Genomic DNA, 20,272 nt, shown 5'->3' with positions numbered 1-20,272 from the left:
CGGTATAGGTTTTTTTGTTTTTTTTATGATTATTCTTATTCTAAAAGCCAACCAAAATTCATTAAATTTGTACTTCTTGGTTTGCAAAAACCTAATCTAACTTTTAAACCTATTTTTGCTTAATGTCGAGTATTATTCAATTGCTTCCTGATCACGTTGCTAACCAAATTGCTGCTGGAGAGGTGGTTCAAAGACCAGCTTCAGTCGTAAAAGAATTGTTAGAAAATGCTGTTGATGCCAAAGCAACCGATATTAAATTAATTATAAAAGATGCCGGTAAATCGCTGGTGCAAGTTATTGATAACGGAGTCGGAATGACGGTTACCGATGCACGCTTGTGTTTTGCCCGTCATGCAACATCCAAAATCCGTCAGGCAGAAGATTTGTTTTCGCTAGGAACAAAAGGTTTCCGTGGAGAAGCGTTGGCTTCTATTGCGGCGATTGCTCACATGGAAATGAAAACGAAACAAGATCAGGACGAGCTTGGAACGCATATCGTAATTGAAGGAAGTAAATTTATCTCACAGGAAGTAGCCGTTTTGCCAAAGGGAACTTCGTTTGCGGTTAAAAACTTGTTTTTTAATATTCCTGCTCGCCGTAATTTCTTAAAGTCAGATACAGTTGAATTTCGTCACGTTATGGATGAGTTTCAGCGTGTGGCATTAGCGCATCCAAATATTCATTTTAGCTTTTATCATAACGGCAGCGAAATGTACAATCTTCCTGCAGCAGGATACCGTCAGAGAATTGTGGGTATCATGTCTGGAAAAACAAATGAAAAATTAGTTCCGGTAAACGAAGACACAGAAATTATCAACGTTCAGGGTTTTGTATGCAAACCTGAATTTGCTAAGAAAAATAGAGGAGAACAGTTCTTTTTTGTAAACGATCGATTTATAAAAAGCAGTTTCTTGCATCATGCAGTTATGTCTGCATACGACGGATTGCTGAAAGATGGTTCTCAGCCAAGTTATTTCTTGTATCTGCAGGTTCCGCCAAATACAATTGATATCAATATTCATCCAACCAAAACAGAAATTAAGTTTGATGACGAACAGGCATTGTATGCTATTTTAAGAGCATCTATTAAGCATAGTTTAGGGCAATTTAATGTTGCTCCAGTTTTAGATTTTGATCGAGATGCTAATTTAGATACGCCATATCATTATAAAGATGTAGAAGTTGGAATTCCAACTATTCAGGTTGATGGAACTTTTAATCCTTTTACAGATGACAAAACCAATCAGCATTATAGTAAAGCCGCTTCGGGATCTTCTGGATATAGTTCGGGTTCTTCTTTTTCGTCTTCATCAGGATCATCATCGTCTGGATCTTCGTATTCAGGATATTCTAAAAGAGTAGAGCCAACTGCGAGCTGGGAAAGTTTGTATGTTGGTTTGGATGTAGAGAATCCTGAAAGTATAGAAAGTTCACCTTTTACATTCGAAAATGAAGAAGTAACCTCTTCTTTGTTTGATGATGAAGATGTCGAACAAGCAACACATAAAACGTATCAAATACATAAAAAATATATTGTATCGCCAATAAAATCAGGAATGATTATTGTTGATCAGCAACGCGCGCATCAGCGAATTTTGTACGAACAATTTTTGTTGAATATGACTGTTAATCAGGCTTCTAGTCAGCAGTTGCTTTTTCCTTTAGATTTGTTTTATTCGGCTTCAGAAATGAAATTGATTGAGGAATTAAAACCTTCTTTAGAAACCACCGGATTTGTTTTTGACGAAAGTAAAACAGATCACGTTGTAATTTCTGGAATTCCTGTAAATATTACAGAAAGTGAAGTTTCGCAGGTAATTGAACAATTATTAAGCGATTTGCAGGATGGAATTCCAGCAAACAGCTACAGTCAGAATGATACAATTGCCAAGTCGATGGCTAAAAGTTTAGCGGTTAAAACAGGATCTTATTTAACCGAAAAAGAACAAGATAATTTGGTAAACGGTTTGTTTGCTTGTAAAGATCCAAATATTTCACCTTTTCAAAAACCTACCTTCATCACCATGCGTGTTGAAGATATAGATAAAAAGTTTGCTTTATGATGAATATCACGCCAGTAGTTAAACAACTGCTAATTATTAATATAATATTCTTTATTGGTGCTCAATTAGTGCCAGTTTCTTACGAGTATTTGTCATTGTTCTATCCAGAAAGTGAAAGTTTCAGAGCTTGGCAAATTATTACTCATATGTTTATGCATGCGCCTTGGCCAAATTTTGCGCATATTTTATTTAATATGTTTGCCTTATACAGCTTTGGATCTGCATTGGAACATTTTTGGGGTGGAAAAAAGTTTTTGTTTTTCTACATTTCTTGCGGATTAGGTGCGGCATTGCTTCATACTGGAGTAAACTACCTTCAGCTACAATCTCTTTTAAGTTCGGTTTCTGAATTGAATTTATCTAAATCAGAATTACACTTGATTTTAAATGCAAATTATTCTTCTTTGTTCGATGCCAGTGGCCGAATGGTGCAAGGAGAAATCGCTACAATTTTGAATAAAGCACATTGCACGCAAGAACAATTTAATGCTTTGGCACAAGCTAGCGGTATAGTTCAATCGCCAGTTTTAGGTGCTTCTGGAGCAATTTATGGTTTGCTTACTGCTTTTGCATTTATGTTTCCAAATGCTCAGCTTGCCTTGATCTTTATTCCTGTTCCAATCAAAGCAAAATATTTTGTGCCTGGAATTTTAGCAATTGACTTATTTTTAGGTTTTAAAGGAAGTTCTTTATTTGGAAGTGGCGGAACTGGAATTGCACATTTTGCACATATTGGTGGAGCAATTGCTGGTTTTTTAATGATGTTATACTGGAAAAAAAATCAGTTTAATAACAACCGTTGGAATTAATTTTTAACTTTAAAGTACAAATTCTAAAAACAAAAAGGGTTTTATGAATATTCTAGACGATTTAAAATTACAATATAGATTGGGTGGTATTGCTATGCGCGTTATGTATTGGAATATAGCATGTTTTATTGTATCACTTATTTTCTTCTATCAATTTTCAATAGGTCAGTTTGCTTTTCCAAGTTGGTTGGCTTTGTCGTCAGATCCTCAGGTTTTTATGTTTAAGCCGTGGACTTTTTTAACGTATGCTTTTTTTCATGATGGATTTTTCCATCTGTTATTCAATATGATGGTGCTTAATTTTGCGAGCACTTTGTTTTTGACTTATTTTACTCAAAAGCAATATTTAGGATTGTATCTTTTAAGCGCTCTTTTTGCAGGAGTAGCTTTTGCATTGAGTTTTTATTTTTCTAACATCAGCGGTTCCATTGTTGGTGCTTCAGCGGCTATTATGGCTATTTTAGTGGCGGCAACAACCTATTCTCCTTTAATGAATGTTCGTTTGTTTCTATTTGGAAACGTGAAACTCTGGCATATAACAGCAGTTATTCTAATTTTAGATTTAATGCAGTTCCGTTTAGGAAATATGGGCGGACACATTTCGCATCTTGCTGGTGCTTTCTTCGGATTTGCTTATATTAAACTGCTTCAGAACGGTACCGATTTGAGTATTATTGTTTCTAAAACGTTAGATTTCTTTGTAAATCTTTTTAGAAAATCTCCTACGACCCCATTTACAAAAGTTCATAAAAATTACAAAAAACCTACAGAAAAAACTACATCAAGAATTGTTACGAAAGACAAGACGCAACAGCAGATTGATGAAATTTTAGACAAAATTAGCCAGTCAGGTTATGATTGTCTGACAAAAGAAGAAAAAGAGTTTTTATTTAAAGCTGGAAAATAAACTTGTAGGAGAAAAATATGAAAAACCTTTCTTGGTTTAATAAAATAATGTTCTTTTTGAACATAGTGCTGACTGTACTTACATTTAGCATCTATGTTTTACCCTTTTTAGCACCTAAAAGTTTTCCGCTTTTATCGGTGCTTACCTTGTTTATGCCTGCTTTTTTTGTAGCCAATGGATTATTCTTTATCTATTGGGGAATTCAATTTAAAAAACGGCTTATTTTGTCTGGTTTGGTTTTGCTGACCGGAATTACATTCATCAGTAAATTTTATAAGTTTTCTGGAAAAGAGTATGTGAAAGATGAAAAGGATTTTTCTGTAATGAGTTATAATGTGCGTCTTTTTAATGTTTTTAAATGGCTGGATCGTGATGATATTCCGTCAAATATTAAAGGTTTTATTGACGAAAAAGATCCTGATATTTTATGCATTCAGGAATATTCAAATTCAGCACATTTGGATTTAAAGGTTTATCCGCACCGCTATATTTTTATTGATGGCAAAAAAATTAAGACTGGGCAGGCTATTTTTTCTAAGTTTCCAATTATTGACGAAGGGAATATCATTTTTCCAAAGTCAGATAATAATGTAGTTTATGCTGATATTAAGCGCGGAAAAGATATTATTCGCGTATACAATATGCATTTGCAATCAATTAAAATATCTCCAGATGTAAGTGAGATTTCAGATGACATTGATAATGTAAATCAGAAGAAATCACAACGCATTTATGCTAGAATCAGTAAAGGATTTACGCAACAGCAAGAGCAGGCGGAAATTTTTAAAGAGCATATTAAAAAATGCAATTACCCAATTATTATCTGCGGAGATATGAATAATAGTCCGTTTTCTTATGTGTACCGAAATATAAAAGGAAAACTTAAAGATGCTTTTGAAGAAGCTGGAGAAGGTTTTGGTGCTACTTATAAATTCAAATACTATCCTGCTAGAATTGACTATATTTTTACAGATAGTAAAATGAAAGTAAAACAATTTGAAAGCTTCTCTGACTTCGAAAATTCAGACCATTATCCGATTATGACAAGACTTTCTGTGGAATGATTTTTTTTAGTCGAAAGTCAAAAGTTATGGTGGTATGAAAATTCATAACTCATAACTTATAATTCATAATTTATATGATCTTTTGGGTTTTCAAATAATCCATTGCAAATTTACCTTCGTTAAAAAGCAAATCCAGAACACTTAAATTGTTGATAAAACCATGTTTGTCATCAAACACCTGAGTGTATTTTTCAAAAGAATTAGCATCCTTTTTACCATTTGCTAGATATCTGAAATCGGCAAAATCAGCAACTTCATGAAAGTATTCTGTAGTTTTTCCGAATTCCAGTTTCATTCGAAGGCATTTTGTCACAACGTCTAATACTTCGAAGTTTAAATCCATCAAAAATTGGTGTTTTTTCTCGAAAATAGGTGTGATATCATCTTCGAAATATTCGAAGAAAGGAGAGCTTCTATATGCGGCTTCAAGCGATTTAAAATGCTGTTTCTGCCAATCAAATTCGTTTTCGATCAAAATATCTTTTGTCTTCTGATGTGTTGCTTTAGAGTGCTTAACAGGAATGTTTAATAATTGAATTCCATTTGGGCTATAGATATATGTCCTGTTTCTATTGGTCTGTTTCTGAAAATTATCTTCCATTTCAAAAGTAATGCTGTCTGATTGTGCTATTACGGCAAAATGACTGATAGATGGGAAATAAGTTGGAAGTATTAAGGAATTCATGGTTTTAATTCTTGTTTAAACGTTTCAGGTTTCAAGCTGACGTTAAAAACGCAAAACTTGAAACCTGACACAAAAATAACTTATTTTTTAATTATGTTTATTCTCTCTTCTTTTTTTCCAGATAAAATCTCCAACGAAGTAGATTGCAAGAAGTATTAAGAAATATTTAAAGTAAGAATGAGGCTGGCCTTCGCCGTCTACAGTTGTAAATACTCTGTTCCAACGAATTTTATTGATGCCTTTTCCGTTCGTATCCCAGCTCATCCAAATGAATACTGGTTTTCCTACGATATGATTTTCTGGAACGTATCCCCAATAACGGCTATCTTCTGAGTTATGACGGTTGTCTCCCATCATCCAGTAGTAGTTCTGTTTGAAAGTGTACGTCGTTGCAGGTTTTCCGTTAATTAAGAATTTTGACCCTTGAAGTTCTAATGTGTTGCCTTCATAATTAGTGATAATCTCTTTATAGAAAGGAAGAGATTCGTTGGTTAAAGCAACTGTTTTTCCTGCCTCAGGAATATAAATTGGCCCCATATTGTCTTGGTTCCATTTGTTTATATGAGGGAAAATATCGTTGTTGTCTCCATGATCAACTTTTCGGATAACAGCAGTAACGCCAGGAGTGTTTTTAAATCTTTCTGCTCCAGCTTCTGTTAAGGCTCCTAAATAAAGTGTATCTCTTTTTTCTGTTCTAAAGCCTGCAGGATCTGTAATGTCTAATTCTTTGAAAATTGTTTCAAAGTCAATTGGTGTTTTCCCGTCTAATGCTACAGCGTATGAGTATTGTGGTTTAGCTCTTTCTGGTAAAACTAATTTTTTCCCATTAATAAAAACATAGCCATCTTTTATTGATAAACTGTCTCCAGGAATACCAACACATCTTTTTACGTAATTTGATTTTTTGTCAATAGGCTTAATTACGCCAGGTCTTCCTTTTGGTTCAAAGAAATAATGAACCGTATCGACAGGCCAGTTAAAGACGACAATATCGCATCGGTTTATTTTCTGGATAGCTGGTAGTCTTAAATATGGTAATTGTGGCCAGCTTAAATATGATTTGCTTTTTGTCATAGGAATAGAGTCGTGAACCATTGGCAATGCAACAGTTGTCATTGGAACTCTAGGACCATAGTTTAATTTGCTTACAAATAAGAAATCGCCAATCAATAAAGATTTTTCTAAAGATGATGTCGGAATGGTGTAAGGCTGTACAATATAGGTGTGTACTAATGTAGCTACTATAATGGCAAATAATAAAGAACTAACAGTGTCTGCAGCTTTATTTTCTGGAGTTAATTTACGGTCTTTATGATACTCTAATTTTTGAGTATAATTGACTACATAGATATAAAAACCTAAAGTAACAAGGCCTAAAATAGTATCTAAAGTTGATTTTTTATCAAATGTTCTTAATGTTTCTACCCACACAACTGGAAACATAATCAAGTTGATGATTGGGATGAAAAGTAATAATGTCCACCATGTTGGGCGTCCGATAATCTTCATTAAAACGATAGAATTGTATACCGGAATTGCAGCTTCCCAGCTTTTTCTTCCTGCCGCCTGATATAATTTCCATGTTCCAAGAAAGTGAATAATTTGAACACCTAGGAAAAATACGAACCAAGAGTAAAATGTCATAATATTGTATTTTAAGTTTCAAATTCAAGTTTTTTGATGCCTTGAATTTTGGTCAATTTATTGTAAGTTTAGTACATCTTTCATAGAGTAAATACCCTGTTTTCCTGCTAGCCATTCTGCTGCAATAACAGCGCCAAGGGCAAAACCTTCACGGTTGTGAGCGGTATGTTTGATTTCGATGCTGTCAATTGGCGAATCGTACGTTACTGTATGTGTTCCAGGTACTTCTCCAATTCTTTTTGCTTCGATATGAATTTGATTGTTTTTAGCTTCTTCCAAAGTCCATTCCGCATAATTGCTATTCTCAATAACGCCTTGAGCTAAAGAAATAGCAGTTCCGCTTGGTGCATCAAGTTTGTGGATGTGGTGAATTTCTTCCATCGAAACTTTATAAGAATCAAATTGATTCATAATTTTAGCTAAATACTCGTTTAGTCCAAAGAAAATATTTACTCCCAAACTGAAATTTGAACTAGAAATAAATCCTCCTTTTTTCTCGTTGCAAAGTGCAATCATTTCATCATAATGTTCTAGCCATCCTGTTGTTCCTGATACTACAGGCACATTAGCATTAAAAGATGCTGAGATATTGCTAACCGCTGCTGATGGAACGCTGAAATCGATGGCAACATCGGCTGTTGAAAGTCCGTCATAGGTGTTAAATTCGTCTTTCTTTAAAACTATTTCATGACCTCTTTCTAAAGCAATTCTTTCAATTACTTTACCCATTTTTCCGTATCCTAAAAGCGCAATTTTCATTATGATTTGTTTTTGATTTTTTTTAATAAATGTGCTCTATTAAAACTTATAATTAAAGGTTAGTCCGACATTTGGTTTAAATGTTACATCGTCGGGATAAATTTCTGGACGCATTGAAAGCCTTTCGTTCACGTTAAACTGTATCAACGCGGCATCAACATTGGCATCGATAATATTTAAAACATAGAATCCGACAACAAACAAAGCAGAGAGATCTCTATTTCTTTGATAGAATTTTTGTCCATCAACTAGACGGCTGTCATCCAAAAATTGATATTTATCATCATTGTAGCCTTCTAATCTTCGTTTGTAGGCGTCACGATAATCATGGTATTTTTTATTGTTGTCTATATAAAAATATAAACTGGTTCCGATTGCTCCGTAGACCAATGGAATTTTCCAATATTTTTTATTGTATGCTTGGCCTAAACCGGGTAAAATAGCAGAGTAAAAAGCTGCTTTTGCTGGTGTAAGCGGATCTATTTCTTGTAATGCAGTGGTGTCTTTTACGACCAAAACCGTGTCTTTTTTTACCTGGGCAAAAAGAGAAACGGTTCCTGTTAGAAAGAACAATAGACCAATGGGGACAATTTTATTCACTATCCGTTTATTAATTTTATAATTCTGTTAAAGTCAGCTTCAGAATTAAATGGAATTGTAATTTTTCCTTTTCCGTTACCAGCGACTTTTATGTCAACTTTTGAGCCAAAATAATCGTTGAAAGTGTTCTTTTGTGTTTCTCTAACTACAAATCCAGCATCAGCTTTAGGTTTTGAATCAGCTTTTGGCTGTTGGCCTTCATGATAATTTTTAACTAAAGCTTCTGTTTCACGAACAGATAGATTTTGACTAACGATTTTTTGATAAATATCAGTCTGAACGTCTAAATCTTCAATGTTGATAATTGCTCTACCATGTCCCATGCTGATAAAACCATCACGAATACCAGTTTGGATAATCGGATCTAATTTTAAAAGACGTAAATAGTTAGCAATTGTAGAACGTTTTTTTCCGACTCTTTCACTCATTTGTTCTTGAGTTAATTGAATTTCGTCGATTAAACGCTGGTATGATAAAGCAATCTCAATTGGGTCTAAGTCGTGACGCTGGATGTTCTCAACCAAAGCCATAACCAGCGATTCGTTGTCGTTTGCAATACGAATATATGCAGGAACATGAGTCAATCCTACTAACTTAGATGCGCGAAGACGACGCTCTCCAGAGATTAACTGGTATTTATTAAAATCTAATTTACGAACAGTAATAGGTTGAATTACGCCAAGTTCTTTAATAGAAGTGGCTAATTCGCGTAATGATTCTTCATTAAAATTGCTTCTAGGCTGAAACGGATTTATTTCAATCGCACTTATTTCAAGCTCAATAATATTTCCAACAACTTTGTCAGCATTTTTATCTTCTACTGATTTAATGTCGTTTTCCGGATCTTTTAATAAGGCAGATAATCCTCTTCCTAAGGCTTGTTTTTTAATTACTTTTGTCATAAAAACTATTTACTGTTTTTCTTTATAATTTCTTGTGCTAAATGAATATAGTTTACGGCACCTTTACTTGTAGCATCATAGTTGATGATGCTTTCTCCAAAACTCGGAGCCTCACTTAATTTTACATTTCGCTGAATTACAGTATCAAAAACCATATCGTTAAAGTGTTTTTGAACTTCTTCTACAACCTGATTAGATAAACGTAATCTTGAATCGTACATTGTAAGCAATAATCCTTCAATGTCAAGATCTGGGTTGTGTATTTTTTGAATACTCTTAATAGTGTTCAATAGTTTTCCTAATCCTTCAAGTGCAAAATATTCACACTGAATAGGAATAACTACAGAATCTGCAGCTGTTAAAGCATTCAGGGTTAACAAACCTAGAGAAGGTGCGCAGTCGATAATGATGTAATCATATTCTTCTTTTGCTTCTTCTAATGCTTTTTTAAGCATGTATTCACGGTTTTCTTTGTCAACCAATTCAATTTCGATAGCAACAAGGTCAATGTGAGCAGGTATCACATCCACGTTTGGAGCTGTACATTTTAAAACGGCTTCTTTTGGTGTTACAGTATGCTCAAGTATTTGGTAAGTTCCAGTTTCAACTGTTTCTACGTCAATTCCAAGGCCAGATGTAGCATTGGCCTGTGGATCAGCGTCGATCAACAATACTTTTTTTTCTAAAACACCTAATGAGGCAGCAAGATTTACTGATGTAGTAGTCTTTCCAACGCCTCCTTTTTGATTAGCAATAGCAATGATTTTGCCCATTTATTTTCTGAATTTTGAACCGTAAAAATACAATTATTTATGGTTTCTGAAAATCTATTTTGTTAACATTTGTGAAAGTTTGATTAATCGGGGATTCATGGGTGTTTGGCACAAAATAATTTTAGTTATGAATAAAATTATCTTCAAGATTTTAATCAATTTAGCCGATTTTTTTGCTGTAAAAAGGCGAGAATCCAAAATTTTTTCTTTTACAAATAGGTCTTATTTTAAAATTTCGATAGTGACATAAACCAAACCACTTTTTTTGTTGGTAGCAATATCCATAAAAGCTCTTTTGCTAAGATCAATTTCTCTTCCTTTTACAAAAGGTCCGCGATCTGTAATTTCTACGATAACAAATTTATTATTTACTTCATTAGTTACTTTTAACATGGTGCCAAAAGGAAATTTTTTGTGTGCAGCAGTATAATCATTGTTGTTGAATCTTCTGCCGCTTGCTGTTTTTCTTCCGTTAAATTTATCATGATAATAAGAAGCGTGGGCATTTTGTTTGTACAATTCGATTTTTCTGACTGGAGCGCACGAATCAATAGGAGTGATGTTTTTTTGTTGCGCGATTCCAATGGCAGAAAAAAATAAGGCAATAAATAGTATGATCTTTTTCATTTTGTGTTCTCTTTCTATTTACGGACAAAAAAAGACTATTAAAGAAAAACAGATAAGTTGGATAAGCTTTATTTATGTTAGAAAAAGACAAAATTTTGAGGTTTTGTAGTGTTTTTGATAAGAAAATTGAACTCTGAAACGGACGTAAAGGTGCGAGATTATTGCTATTTTGGGCTTTCTTAAAACTACAGGTATTACAATCTATCAAACCACAAAATGAACATTCTTATGAGTAAAAAAGTAATCTCATTATTGACAGTATTTACGTTTATGATGCTTTTATGCAGTTTTGTTTCGCCTTATTCGGCTAACGAAAAAATAGAAGGAAATAAAAATATAGAACGTAAAATTGTTTACAACAAAAAGAAACATAGTATCACATTATCATGGTCGGCTTTTGGGACTTCTGGAAATTATACCATTACAAGAGGAGGCAGTCGTTTGGCATCTGATTTTGTATCGGTAGGATCAACTTCTAAATTGACATTTATCGATAATAAACCCAACAGCAACAAATACGAGAACTATTATAAGGTAACTCGAAATGATATCACGATTATCATTTCGCTTGAAAGTCAGATTTTTGGAGACAATATGTATTTTTATGACAGAAAACATGAAAAGGCTGAGACGGCGCGAAATGAAATTAATTCGCAATTTAGCAGTATCGGTTTAGGCGGTGCAAATGGCGAGTGGACAACAAAACGTCAAGCCTATTATTTCAAACCAAATGTGAATGGGCAGACTTATGATGTCGGAGGAACGGGTTCTGCGTCATCTGCAGAGGCTAATTCTATAGAGTTAGGGTTTTATTCTCATATTGGAGGTTTGGGTAAAGTGCCTTCAGATGTAAAATTAGGAGCCATTTTTACAAGACCTCATCTTTCGGGTGGAGCAAATGCGACTTGTACGTTTTGGCGTTCTGTGGAAAATGTAGAAGTGATGCGTGATTTTTCGTGGACGGTTTCTCAGTCAACAAGTGCACGAAGATTATTGATTGAAAGCACTTCTAAATATATTTCTGATATTGGAGATACAAACTTTTGGGGTAGCGGAGGTTTTATTGCCGATGCCCATTATACAACTTCAAGACCAAATTGGGGCGGGCAGCAGCAATGGTATACTAGAAATACAGTTTTTCCATCGGGTTCTGGAGCGATGGGAGGTTCTTATAATATGGTTTGGCAGGGATGCGTAAATCCGCCGCTGGAAAATGAAGCTAATTCTCCAATTTCGAAAACGCCAATTATTAGAGAAAAACCTTTTCTTTTTATTGGAGATGATGGAGAATATAAAGTTTTTGTTCCTGCATGGCAAAAAGATAGAGTTGGAGTTTCTTGGTCGGCTGCAAATATGGGAGAAGGTAAAGTTCAAGATTTGATTGAGAGCTGGTACGTTGCCAAAGAAGGAGATACAGATGCGGAGATTAATGCTGCATTAAAAGCTGGTAAAAATATATTTTTTACTCCTGGACATTATGCATTGAATGCTCCGATTCAGGTGAACCGAAAAGATGCTATACTTTTGGGAGCTGGTATTGCTTCTGTAACGCTAGAGCCGACAGAAAAAAACACTTGGGGATGTATTTATGCTGATGATAAAGACGGAATTATTATTGCAGGACTTTTAATGGATTCATTTAATAGTACCACATATCAAGTTAGGATTGGAAATGAAGGGGCAAATGCAGATCATAGTGCAGATCCTATTTTATTGAGTGATATTACTTGTAGAGTTGGCGGAGTTCAGTCAAAAAATATTCAGATTCAGGTTTCAATGCAGATAAATAGCAATAATGTTGTAGGAGATCATTTCTGGCTATGGCGTGCAGATCACGGTTCGCAGAAAGGCGGCGAAGCGCGTTGGAAAAGAGACAGATGCAAAAACGGACTTATTGTTGCGGGAAATGATGTGACGCTTTATGCGTTATTTGTTGAGCATTATCAGGAATATGAAGTATTGTGGCTTGGGGAACGCGGCAGAACATTTTTCTTTCAGAACGAACCTCCATACGATGCGCCAAACCAAGCAAGCTGGAGCAGTCAAGGTGGAAAAGTTGATGGCTATGCAGCATTTAAAGTTGCGAATACTGTAAAAGAACATCATACAATAGGAATGGGATCTTATGCTGTTTTTACAGGAACTGACGGAAATGTGAATAAGAAAAACGGTTTTGAAATTCCGAATAGTCCAAATGTAAAATTGGAGAAAATGTGCATTACTCGTTTTGCAGGTCCAGGAAATATTCAAAACGTTATAAATGGTACAGGCGGAAGTACAGCAACTGGTGTAAAACGTGTCACATCTTATAATAATGGTGAAGGCACACAACCTTTTGATGAAGAGTTTACGTTGCCTAATAAAGAATCTTATCCTTCTTATATAAGTATGGAGAAATAATAAAAACTATTTTTTTTGCCACGAATTCACGAATTATTTTTTTTCAAATCTTAGCGATTATTTATTCGAATTAATTCGAATAATAATTAGATAAAGTATTTTAAAAGAAAATTCGTGAATTCGTGGCTATTTGTTTCGTTTCGGCTTTGTTTGAGGATATAGCCAATGGTTTCAACCATTGGAACACAATATATGAAAAATAAAAAAGCAAAACATTCCTGTTCGGCTTTTGTCGTGGTGGCAGTCCCGAAAGCTTTCGGGAGAACCTGCGGCTTTCCCGATCTCAATCGGGGCGCGATAACCGTTTGCCAATATTTTTATTTTGAGTTTAGTGCAAAAAAAAAAGTCTTTTCAAAAAAAATGAAAAGACTTTTGTCGGGGTGGCAGGATTCGAACCTGCGGCCTCCTGCTCCCAAAGCAGGCGCGATAACCGGGCTACGCTACACCCCGAAGATGTAATTTTTGTTGTAGTGCCCGAAAGCGGATGCAAAGATATAAATAAATTTGATTTGTAAAAGAAAAAAAGGAAAATAAATAAAACTTATTTTAAGATAGCTATTTCAGATTTATTTTCGAGGTTATTTTTTATAATAAAGTTTACATTTGCAACTCAAAAAAACTATTACTATGTCAAATACAATCGAAAAAATTAAATGCCTTATTATAGGTTCTGGTCCTGCAGGTTATACTGCGGCAATTTATGCAGCCAGAGCTAACATGAATCCAGTGTTATATCAAGGAATGCAGCCTGGTGGTCAATTGACTACAACTAACGAGGTTGAAAACTTTCCTGGTTATGTTGATGGAGTTACAGGACCAGAAATGATGATTCAGTTGCAGGAACAAGCAAAACGTTTTGGTGCTGATATTCGTGACGGTTGGGCAACAAAAGTTGATTTTTCTGGAGATATTCATAAAGTTTGGATTAACGATACAATCGAATTGCACTGTGAAACTGTAATTATTTCTACAGGCGCTTCGGCTAAATATTTAGGATTGCCATCAGAACAGCATTATTTAAATATGGGTGGTGGAGTTTCTGCGTGTGCAGTTTGCGACGGATTCTTCTACAGAAACCAAGATGTTGTGATTGTTGGAGCAGGAGATTCTGCTTGCGAAGAAGCGCATTACTTATCTAAACTTTGCAAAAAAGTAACGATGTTAGTGAGAAGCGATAAATTCAGAGCTTCTAAAATTATGGAAGAACGTGTTCGTAAAACTGAAAACATCGAGATTTTAATGAATCACGATACTGTTGAAGTTTTAGGAGATAACAATGTAGTTCATGCCATTAAAGCTTTAAACAAAACAACTGGCGAAACAATCGAAATTCCTGCAACTGGTTTCTTCGTGGCAATTGGTCACAAACCAAACACAGATATTTTTAAAGATTACATTACTCTTGACGAAACTGGATATATTATAAATACTCCAGGTACATCTAAAACAAATGTTGAGGGTGTATTCGTAGCAGGAGACGCTGCAGATCATGTATACCGTCAGGCAATTACTGCTGCAGGTACAGGATGTATGGCTGCATTGGATGCTGAAAGATATTTGGCTTCTAAAGAGTAATTTTTAGTTTACAGACTATAAAATAAAAGTCCCAATCATAAAGATTGGGACTTTTTCATTATATCTTAAACCCTAGAAAGTTTTCAAAGTTTACAATGTCGTTGCTTTTGGTTTTGCTGCGCCTGGTTTTTTTATCAGTTTTGCTTCTTCGCTAAAACGTGTAAGTTCTATTTTTGGATCGCCGTATAATGAAATTTCAGATTTGTCTCCCGCTGCTATTGCAATTGTGGTATCTGCTAAAATTGTAGCAACGGCCGAACCTTCAGCTGTAACATTTGCATCTTTCAAAGTAAATTTTGTTCCTGTAAAAACAGAATTATTGTCCAATCTGATAGTTGCTTTTTCTGCAATACCTTCAATTGCAGCGCTTGCTTTTTGATACAAATCGCATTTGAATTTTATTGCAGAAACCAATGTTTTAACTCCAGCGTTTTTACTCAATTGTAAATTTCCGTCTTCAGCTTTTAAGTTTAATTCTGTTCTGGATTTATCATCTGCAATTAAAGTGAATTTTTTTGAGTTTACATTCAAATACAATTTGGAAAAATCAACGCAATTCATTGTAATGTCATCCAATTGCAGTTCTTGAATAGCATAAACAATAGCTTCATTTTTAGTGATTACCTTATTCAATGATTTAGTATAAGTAACCTTAACAGATAGTTTCTTGAAAATAGTAGATTCTTTATTGGTGTATAAGCGAAGTGTTTTTTCTCTTAAATCCATCCCTACAATATCGTGTAGGTTGTCATCGGCTTCGATTTTAATTTCGTTTTTCTCTCCTTGTTCCAAATAAACTTCCAGATTATCATCAACTTCAAGGGCATCAAAACTTCCAACTTCTTTTATTGAGGTCGTTACAATTTTAGAACCTTTAATTTTTTCTCTTTTTTGAGAGAAAGTCAGAGTCGTAACAAATAATAATAGGAGTAGGGCGGTACTTTTTTTCATTAATTCTAGATTTGATTTTGACAAATATAAAAAAATCATCCACTTTTGATGAATGATTTCGTTTATATTTAACAGTTGCTTTTTTAGCTTTTGTTTACGCTTCCTCCAGAACTTGAAGATTTTTCAACCGTTTTAGGATTGCCGCTGTAGTTAATATTTCCACCGCTAGAAGCATCAGCTTTTAAACTTAAAATTGGGCGAACAGAAACTGTACCACCGCTAGAAGCATCTGCATGAACATCATTTGCCATTAATTTTTCGGCATCAATACTTCCTCCGCTAGAAACCGAAGTAGTAAGACTTAATGCTTTACCTTCAATATCTACAGAACTTCCGCTTCCTGCATCTACTGCGATTCTGTCCGATTCGATTTTAACATCCATTGATGCTGCGCTCGAAGCTTCTAAAGTGATATCTTCACCTTGAACAAGTCCGTCAGTTTCAACAGTTGAAGCGCTTGAAGCTTCTATCTTATGAATAACAGGCATTTTTACAGTTACTTTTTTTGATGTAATATTTCGAAAAGAGTTGTATTTGCATTCGATGATAAGTGTTCCGTTTTCTACTTTGGTAACAATTTCTTTTTGAAGATTGTCATCAGCTTCAACCGTAATTTCTGTAGCATCAGACTGTACAACAACCACATCGATGGCATTGCTTACAGAGATATTTTTAAATTCTCCTTGAACAGTTCTTTTTTCTGTGGTAACATTTCCGCTTCCTTCAATTGCATTCATGTTAAAATTACATGAGGCAAACAATAAAGCTGTAACAGTTGCAATTATAAATTTCGTAATATGAATGATTATTTTTATCATGGTTTAGTTAGTTTTGATTATAACTCCGTTTTTGTCAATAGTTAATTTTCCTTTTTTTCCGTTTAAAACTTCTTTTCCATTAATTTTAACCGAAACTTCTTTTATAGTATCATTTGTGCTACCTGTATTATTCTCATAGTCATTTTCGTAGTCGTTCTCATAATCATTTTCATTATTGTTGTCATTGTCCTTGTCAGCAGGGCAGTTTAAACATTTTACTTTAGACCCGATAACTTTATAATTGTAATCTCCATTGTAATTTAATTCGAAGAAATTGTCATCTGAGTTATAGTAATCCCTAACAGAAGAATCTGGTTTTACTAATTGTCCTTCTGGTAAATAAAGGTAAATGTCAACTTCTTGCCCTCTGAATTTGTTTTTTACATCTGTCAGAAAATAATTATCCAAAATTAAATGATTTCCACTAATTTGAAACTTATAGGCAATTTTTTCTGCTCTTTTTTTAGCATTTGTAAAAGAGTTTCCTCTTGCACTTTTTTCGATCTGCATAAACGGAGCCGATTCGTCTGTATGTAATACGTGTAAACGTACATCATTAGAATAAATCAATTCGTTGTTTGCAGAATCTTGTACGAATTCAAACTCTCTATAGTGGTTCAAACTTTTTGTATAATAATCATTGTACTTGAACTTAATGTATAAAGTATCAGTAGGTTTGATTGCCAGAACTTTTTTCTCTACTACTTTATTATCATATGAAATTTCAGTTGCCTGTTTGATTCCGATACTAGTAAGAATTGCGATAGAAATAATCCAAAGAGCCAAAAGCGTATATTTTGTAATGTTTCCGATTGATTTTAAGTTTGGAGATAACAGCTTAAATCCTAAAAGAGTTAAGAAGAAAAACGGAATTCCAACAGCAAAGAACATTAACAATCCGAATGACCAAAGAGGATATTCTGTAAAGTTTCCAGCTTCAACAAAATTCTGCCAAGGGAAATCGATGAAAATATTAGTCCCTAAAGTAAATACGCCAATCAATAACATGATTAAGGTAGAAATCCCTGATATAATTAGAATTACTCCTAAGAACTTAGCAAAGATTTTAAAAACCGTCATGACAAAGTCTCCAAATGAACTACTTATTCTCCCAGCTCCCGACTTTACTTGGTTTCCCATTTTGTCATAATCTGCATTTTTGAATTTCTCAGAAAGTGAATCAATTTCTTCACGAACTTTTTTTTCAATGTTCGAAATTGTTACAGGTTCTCCAGTCATTTCCAATTTTTCTGAAGTTGTTACCGCTTCAGGAGTTACAATCCAAAGAACGAAGTAAGCTAAAATTCCTGTTCCAAAACCTGCGAAAACAAAGATTAAGAATACGATTTTAATCCAAACAGCGTCAATTCCGAAGTAATGTCCTAAACCTGTAGCCACACCTCCGATCATACCATTTTCTTTATCACGGTATAATTTTTTGTGTTTTCTTGTAGTATAATTATTGAAAGATTGGCTTGCGTTTTCTTCGTCTTCAATTCGATAGTCTTCCGGCTGTCCCATCACTGCAATCACTTCGTCAACATCTTTCAGTCCAACAACATGTTTTTCGCTTTTTTGTTTTTCTGTCAACAATTCAGAAACACGCATTTCGATGTCTTTAATGATTTCATCTTGGCCAGATGAGTTGTTAAGTGATCGTTTTATAGCGTCAAAGTAGCGTGTCAATTTTAAGTATGCATCTTCATCGATGTGAAAAAACATCCCGCCTAAGTTAATATTTACTGTTTTGTTCATGACTTATTGATTTTGATTGGTGATTAGATTTACGGCGTCGGATAATTCTGTCCAAGTGCCGCTAAGTTCGTTTAAAAAAGTTTGTCCTATCTCGGTTAATCCATAATATTTTCGCGGTGGCCCTGAGGTCGATTCTTCCCAGCGATAATTTAGTAAACCGTCATTTTTCAATCTAGTTAACAACGGGTAAACGGTTCCTTCTACAACTAGTAATTTTGCGTTTTTTAAAGTGTCTAATATTTCAGATGTATATGCGTCTTTTTCTTTTAGAACCGATAAGATGCAAAACTCAAGAACACCTTTGCGCATCTGTGCTTTTGTGTTTTCAATGTTCATAATTTCATTTTGTTTTTTTTTGATTGAACAATTCGTTTTTTGATTGATGATGATTTGATTGATGATTGATTTCGAAACTTATATGATTTGATTGATGTTTCGACTATAACTTTTAATTTTTAATGTCACACTGAGCGAAGTCGAAGTGTTACTTAATAAAAGGAATCGTAATCGGATATTTGTATAATTCTCCGTTTGAAGCTTTTATAGAAGCATAGATTACTAAAAAGAATTCAACAAATTTTAATAATCCGAAAAGTATAACAGCTGTTATGGCTACACTTAAGGTTCCAATATGCCCTTCGAAATTGAAATTTCTAATTACAAGATTCTCGTTGTACATAAATGTTTCGATTGGAATATTTTGTAAAACTACTGATATAAAAATCGGTATTGCAATAAGCGCTAAAATCAAACAATAAAGCAAAATGCTTAATTGAAAGTTCAAAGCCTGTTTTCCGTGATGATCTGCAAATTCAGACTTGTCTTTATAATTTGTCCAAATGATTAGCGGAAAAATATAGTTCCCAAACGGAATTATATATTGGCTCAAAGTACTCAAATGAGTAAATGTTGCTGTATTCTTTTCTGATGTTTTTTCCATGATGAGTGGCGTTGTTGTTTCCATGATTAAAAGTATATAGTAATTTCTTATGCAAATATATGTCTAAAAAACAGTATCTTGTTTTGCATAGTACTAATTATTAACAAAAATTTAACAAATATTCAAGTAGGAAATTTTGTTTAAATTGCTGAAAATCATTCGGAAGTGCCGTATTTATTGAGATTCTTTTGATAGTTTAATAATTTATTGTGCGCGCATAGTTTTTTTGTATTTTTACATAAAAAAATAAATATCATGGCAGTTTCAGTTTCCAAACTCAACAAATTTGTATTGTTCAAATTACCATCAGCATACTTTTGCGGGGTACGTGTAAAAGCTATCGACAAAGACAGCTGTATTGTCACGGTAAAACATAGATGGATCAATCAGAATCCGTTTAATTCCATGTACTTTGCAGTTCAGGCAATGGCGGCGGAGCTTACAACAGGAGCTTTGGTTATTTCTCAGATCCAGGAAAGCGGACGAAAAATATCAATGCTAGTAGCCAACAACAAAGGAAACTTCACTAAAAAAGCAACCGGAAGAATTACATTTGTCTGCAATGACGGGCATTTGATTGCTGAAGCTATTCAAAGAACTATAGAAACTGGTGAAGGACAAACTTTCTGGATGAAATCCATTGGAACCAACGAAGAAGGTGTTCAGGTTTCTGAAATGGATTTTGAATGGAGTATTCGAGTGAAATAAAAATAGCAATATTGATTTGTAAATAGAAACGGCAGTAAGTCTTTACGTGTTGTTATATATAAAACGCCAGTAAATTTTTTTACTGGCGTTTTATATTTTTAAAGCTTTTTTTTGCCTTTTTTTGTTTTTAATGTGTTGAATTTCAGTATATTTATAGTTATAAACTCGTATACGCAAGAAAAATACTTTTTTTCTAAATCAAAATTTTAGCTGATAAATTGATCTTAAATATTTATTAAGCTACTTCTACAAGCCTTTATAATTTGAGGAATTTTTGAATAATTAAGTTTAA

19 protein-coding genes and 1 tRNA gene are annotated in these 20,272 nt (G+C 34.0%); 7 read left to right on the top strand and 13 right to left on the bottom strand.

The annotated features are described in order from the left end of the window. Positions 1–122: 122 nt before the first annotated feature. The 4 genes from mutL to ACNRYB_RS00955 are packed head-to-tail and all read left to right on the top strand — an operon-like array spanning position 123 to position 4,843. Complete coding sequence (gene mutL / locus ACNRYB_RS00970) at positions 123–2,063, top strand: DNA mismatch repair endonuclease MutL (protein WP_473728987.1); 1,941 nt, start codon at positions 123–125, stop codon at positions 2,061–2,063. Beyond that, positions 2,060–2,872 (top strand): rhomboid family intramembrane serine protease, encoded by an 813-nt coding sequence (locus ACNRYB_RS00965; RefSeq protein WP_165352494.1) that lies wholly within the window; start codon positions 2,060–2,062, stop codon positions 2,870–2,872. The genes mutL and ACNRYB_RS00965 overlap by 4 nt, the downstream gene beginning before the upstream one ends. Positions 2,873–2,915: 43 nt before the next feature. Then, a complete protein-coding gene (locus ACNRYB_RS00960) occupies positions 2,916–3,779 on the top strand; it encodes a rhomboid family intramembrane serine protease (protein WP_129748906.1) in 864 nt (287 codons plus the stop codon). Between the two features lie 17 nt (positions 3,780–3,796). Further along, positions 3,797–4,843, top strand: a complete 1,047-nt coding sequence (locus ACNRYB_RS00955; RefSeq protein ID WP_165352495.1) for an endonuclease/exonuclease/phosphatase family protein — start codon at positions 3,797–3,799, stop codon at positions 4,841–4,843. Positions 4,844–4,913: 70 nt separating this feature from the next. On the opposite strand, the gene ACNRYB_RS00950 is transcribed toward ACNRYB_RS00955, so the two are convergent. The 7 genes from ACNRYB_RS00950 to ACNRYB_RS00920 form a co-directional block, all read right to left on the bottom strand. Next, positions 4,914–5,528 carry a WbqC family protein gene (locus tag ACNRYB_RS00950; protein ID WP_129748907.1) on the bottom strand — a complete coding sequence of 205 codons (615 nt, stop codon included), beginning with the start codon at positions 5,526–5,528 and terminating at the stop codon, positions 4,914–4,916. A gap of 87 nt (positions 5,529–5,615) precedes the next feature. Further along, positions 5,616–7,172, bottom strand: coding sequence for a signal peptidase I (gene lepB / locus ACNRYB_RS00945; RefSeq protein ID WP_473728986.1), 1,557 nt, complete (start codon positions 7,170–7,172; stop codon positions 5,616–5,618). Positions 7,173–7,229: 57 nt separating this feature from the next. After that, complete coding sequence (gene dapB / locus ACNRYB_RS00940; RefSeq protein ID WP_129748909.1) at positions 7,230–7,931, bottom strand: 4-hydroxy-tetrahydrodipicolinate reductase; 702 nt, start codon at positions 7,929–7,931, stop codon at positions 7,230–7,232. Positions 7,932–7,970: 39 nt separating this feature from the next. Then, a complete protein-coding gene (locus ACNRYB_RS00935) occupies positions 7,971–8,531 on the bottom strand; it encodes a DUF5683 domain-containing protein (RefSeq protein ID WP_052017591.1) in 561 nt (186 codons plus the stop codon). Then, entirely contained in the window at positions 8,531–9,433 is a 903-nt protein-coding gene (locus ACNRYB_RS00930) for a ParB/RepB/Spo0J family partition protein (protein WP_129748911.1), read from the bottom strand. The genes ACNRYB_RS00935 and ACNRYB_RS00930 overlap by 1 nt, the downstream gene beginning before the upstream one ends. Positions 9,434–9,438: 5 nt before the next feature. Further along, the gene (locus ACNRYB_RS00925) at positions 9,439–10,206 is read right to left on the bottom strand and encodes a ParA family protein (RefSeq protein WP_008464569.1); all 768 of its coding nucleotides are present in this window, start codon (positions 10,204–10,206) and stop codon (positions 9,439–9,441) included. 222 nt (positions 10,207–10,428) lie between these two features. Next, positions 10,429–10,833 carry a septal ring lytic transglycosylase RlpA family protein gene (locus ACNRYB_RS00920; RefSeq protein WP_473728985.1) on the bottom strand — a complete coding sequence of 135 codons (405 nt, stop codon included), beginning with the start codon at positions 10,831–10,833 and terminating at the stop codon, positions 10,429–10,431. A gap of 228 nt (positions 10,834–11,061) precedes the next feature. On the opposite strand from ACNRYB_RS00920, the gene ACNRYB_RS00915 reads away from it, so the two are divergent. Continuing rightward, a complete protein-coding gene (locus ACNRYB_RS00915) occupies positions 11,062–13,233 on the top strand; it encodes a hypothetical protein (protein WP_473728984.1) in 2,172 nt (723 codons plus the stop codon). A gap of 375 nt (positions 13,234–13,608) precedes the next feature. Here ACNRYB_RS00915 and ACNRYB_RS00910 read toward each other — a convergent pair. Further along, positions 13,609–13,683, bottom strand: a tRNA-Pro gene (locus ACNRYB_RS00910). Positions 13,684–13,860: 177 nt separating this feature from the next. On the opposite strand from ACNRYB_RS00910, the gene trxB reads away from it, so the two are divergent. Then, positions 13,861–14,808: a thioredoxin-disulfide reductase gene (gene trxB / locus ACNRYB_RS00905; protein ID WP_129748915.1), complete on the top strand. Its 948-nt coding sequence runs from the start codon at positions 13,861–13,863 to the stop codon at positions 14,806–14,808. 90 nt (positions 14,809–14,898) lie between these two features. Here trxB and ACNRYB_RS00900 read toward each other — a convergent pair whose 3' ends face one another. The 5 genes from ACNRYB_RS00900 to ACNRYB_RS00880 all read right to left on the bottom strand — a co-directional run bounded on the left by ACNRYB_RS00900 (position 14,899) and on the right by ACNRYB_RS00880 (position 19,296). Beyond that, a complete protein-coding gene (locus ACNRYB_RS00900; RefSeq protein WP_473728983.1) occupies positions 14,899–15,759 on the bottom strand; it encodes a GIN domain-containing protein in 861 nt (286 codons plus the stop codon). 83 nt (positions 15,760–15,842) lie between these two features. Next, positions 15,843–16,577 carry a head GIN domain-containing protein gene (locus tag ACNRYB_RS00895; protein ID WP_473728982.1) on the bottom strand — a complete coding sequence of 245 codons (735 nt, stop codon included), beginning with the start codon at positions 16,575–16,577 and terminating at the stop codon, positions 15,843–15,845. Positions 16,578–16,580: 3 nt separating this feature from the next. Further along, on the bottom strand, positions 16,581–18,332 hold the full coding sequence (locus ACNRYB_RS00890; RefSeq protein ID WP_129748918.1) for a PspC domain-containing protein: 1,752 nt from the start codon (positions 18,330–18,332) through the stop codon (positions 16,581–16,583). Between the two features lie 3 nt (positions 18,333–18,335). Continuing rightward, a complete protein-coding gene (locus ACNRYB_RS00885; protein ID WP_008464689.1) occupies positions 18,336–18,668 on the bottom strand; it encodes a PadR family transcriptional regulator in 333 nt (110 codons plus the stop codon). 148 nt (positions 18,669–18,816) lie between these two features. Then, positions 18,817–19,296, bottom strand: coding sequence for a DUF4870 domain-containing protein (locus ACNRYB_RS00880; RefSeq protein WP_473728981.1), 480 nt, complete (start codon positions 19,294–19,296; stop codon positions 18,817–18,819). Between the two features lie 231 nt (positions 19,297–19,527). Here ACNRYB_RS00880 and ACNRYB_RS00875 point away from each other — a divergent pair, with 231 nt between their 5' ends. Continuing rightward, on the top strand, positions 19,528–19,980 hold the full coding sequence (locus ACNRYB_RS00875; protein ID WP_129748919.1) for a DUF4442 domain-containing protein: 453 nt from the start codon (positions 19,528–19,530) through the stop codon (positions 19,978–19,980). Positions 19,981–20,272 lie beyond the last annotated feature (292 nt).

It is taken from the genome of Flavobacterium sp. CR10, from assembly GCF_055814415.1.
This window is presented reverse-complemented; position numbering and strand designations above follow the sequence as displayed.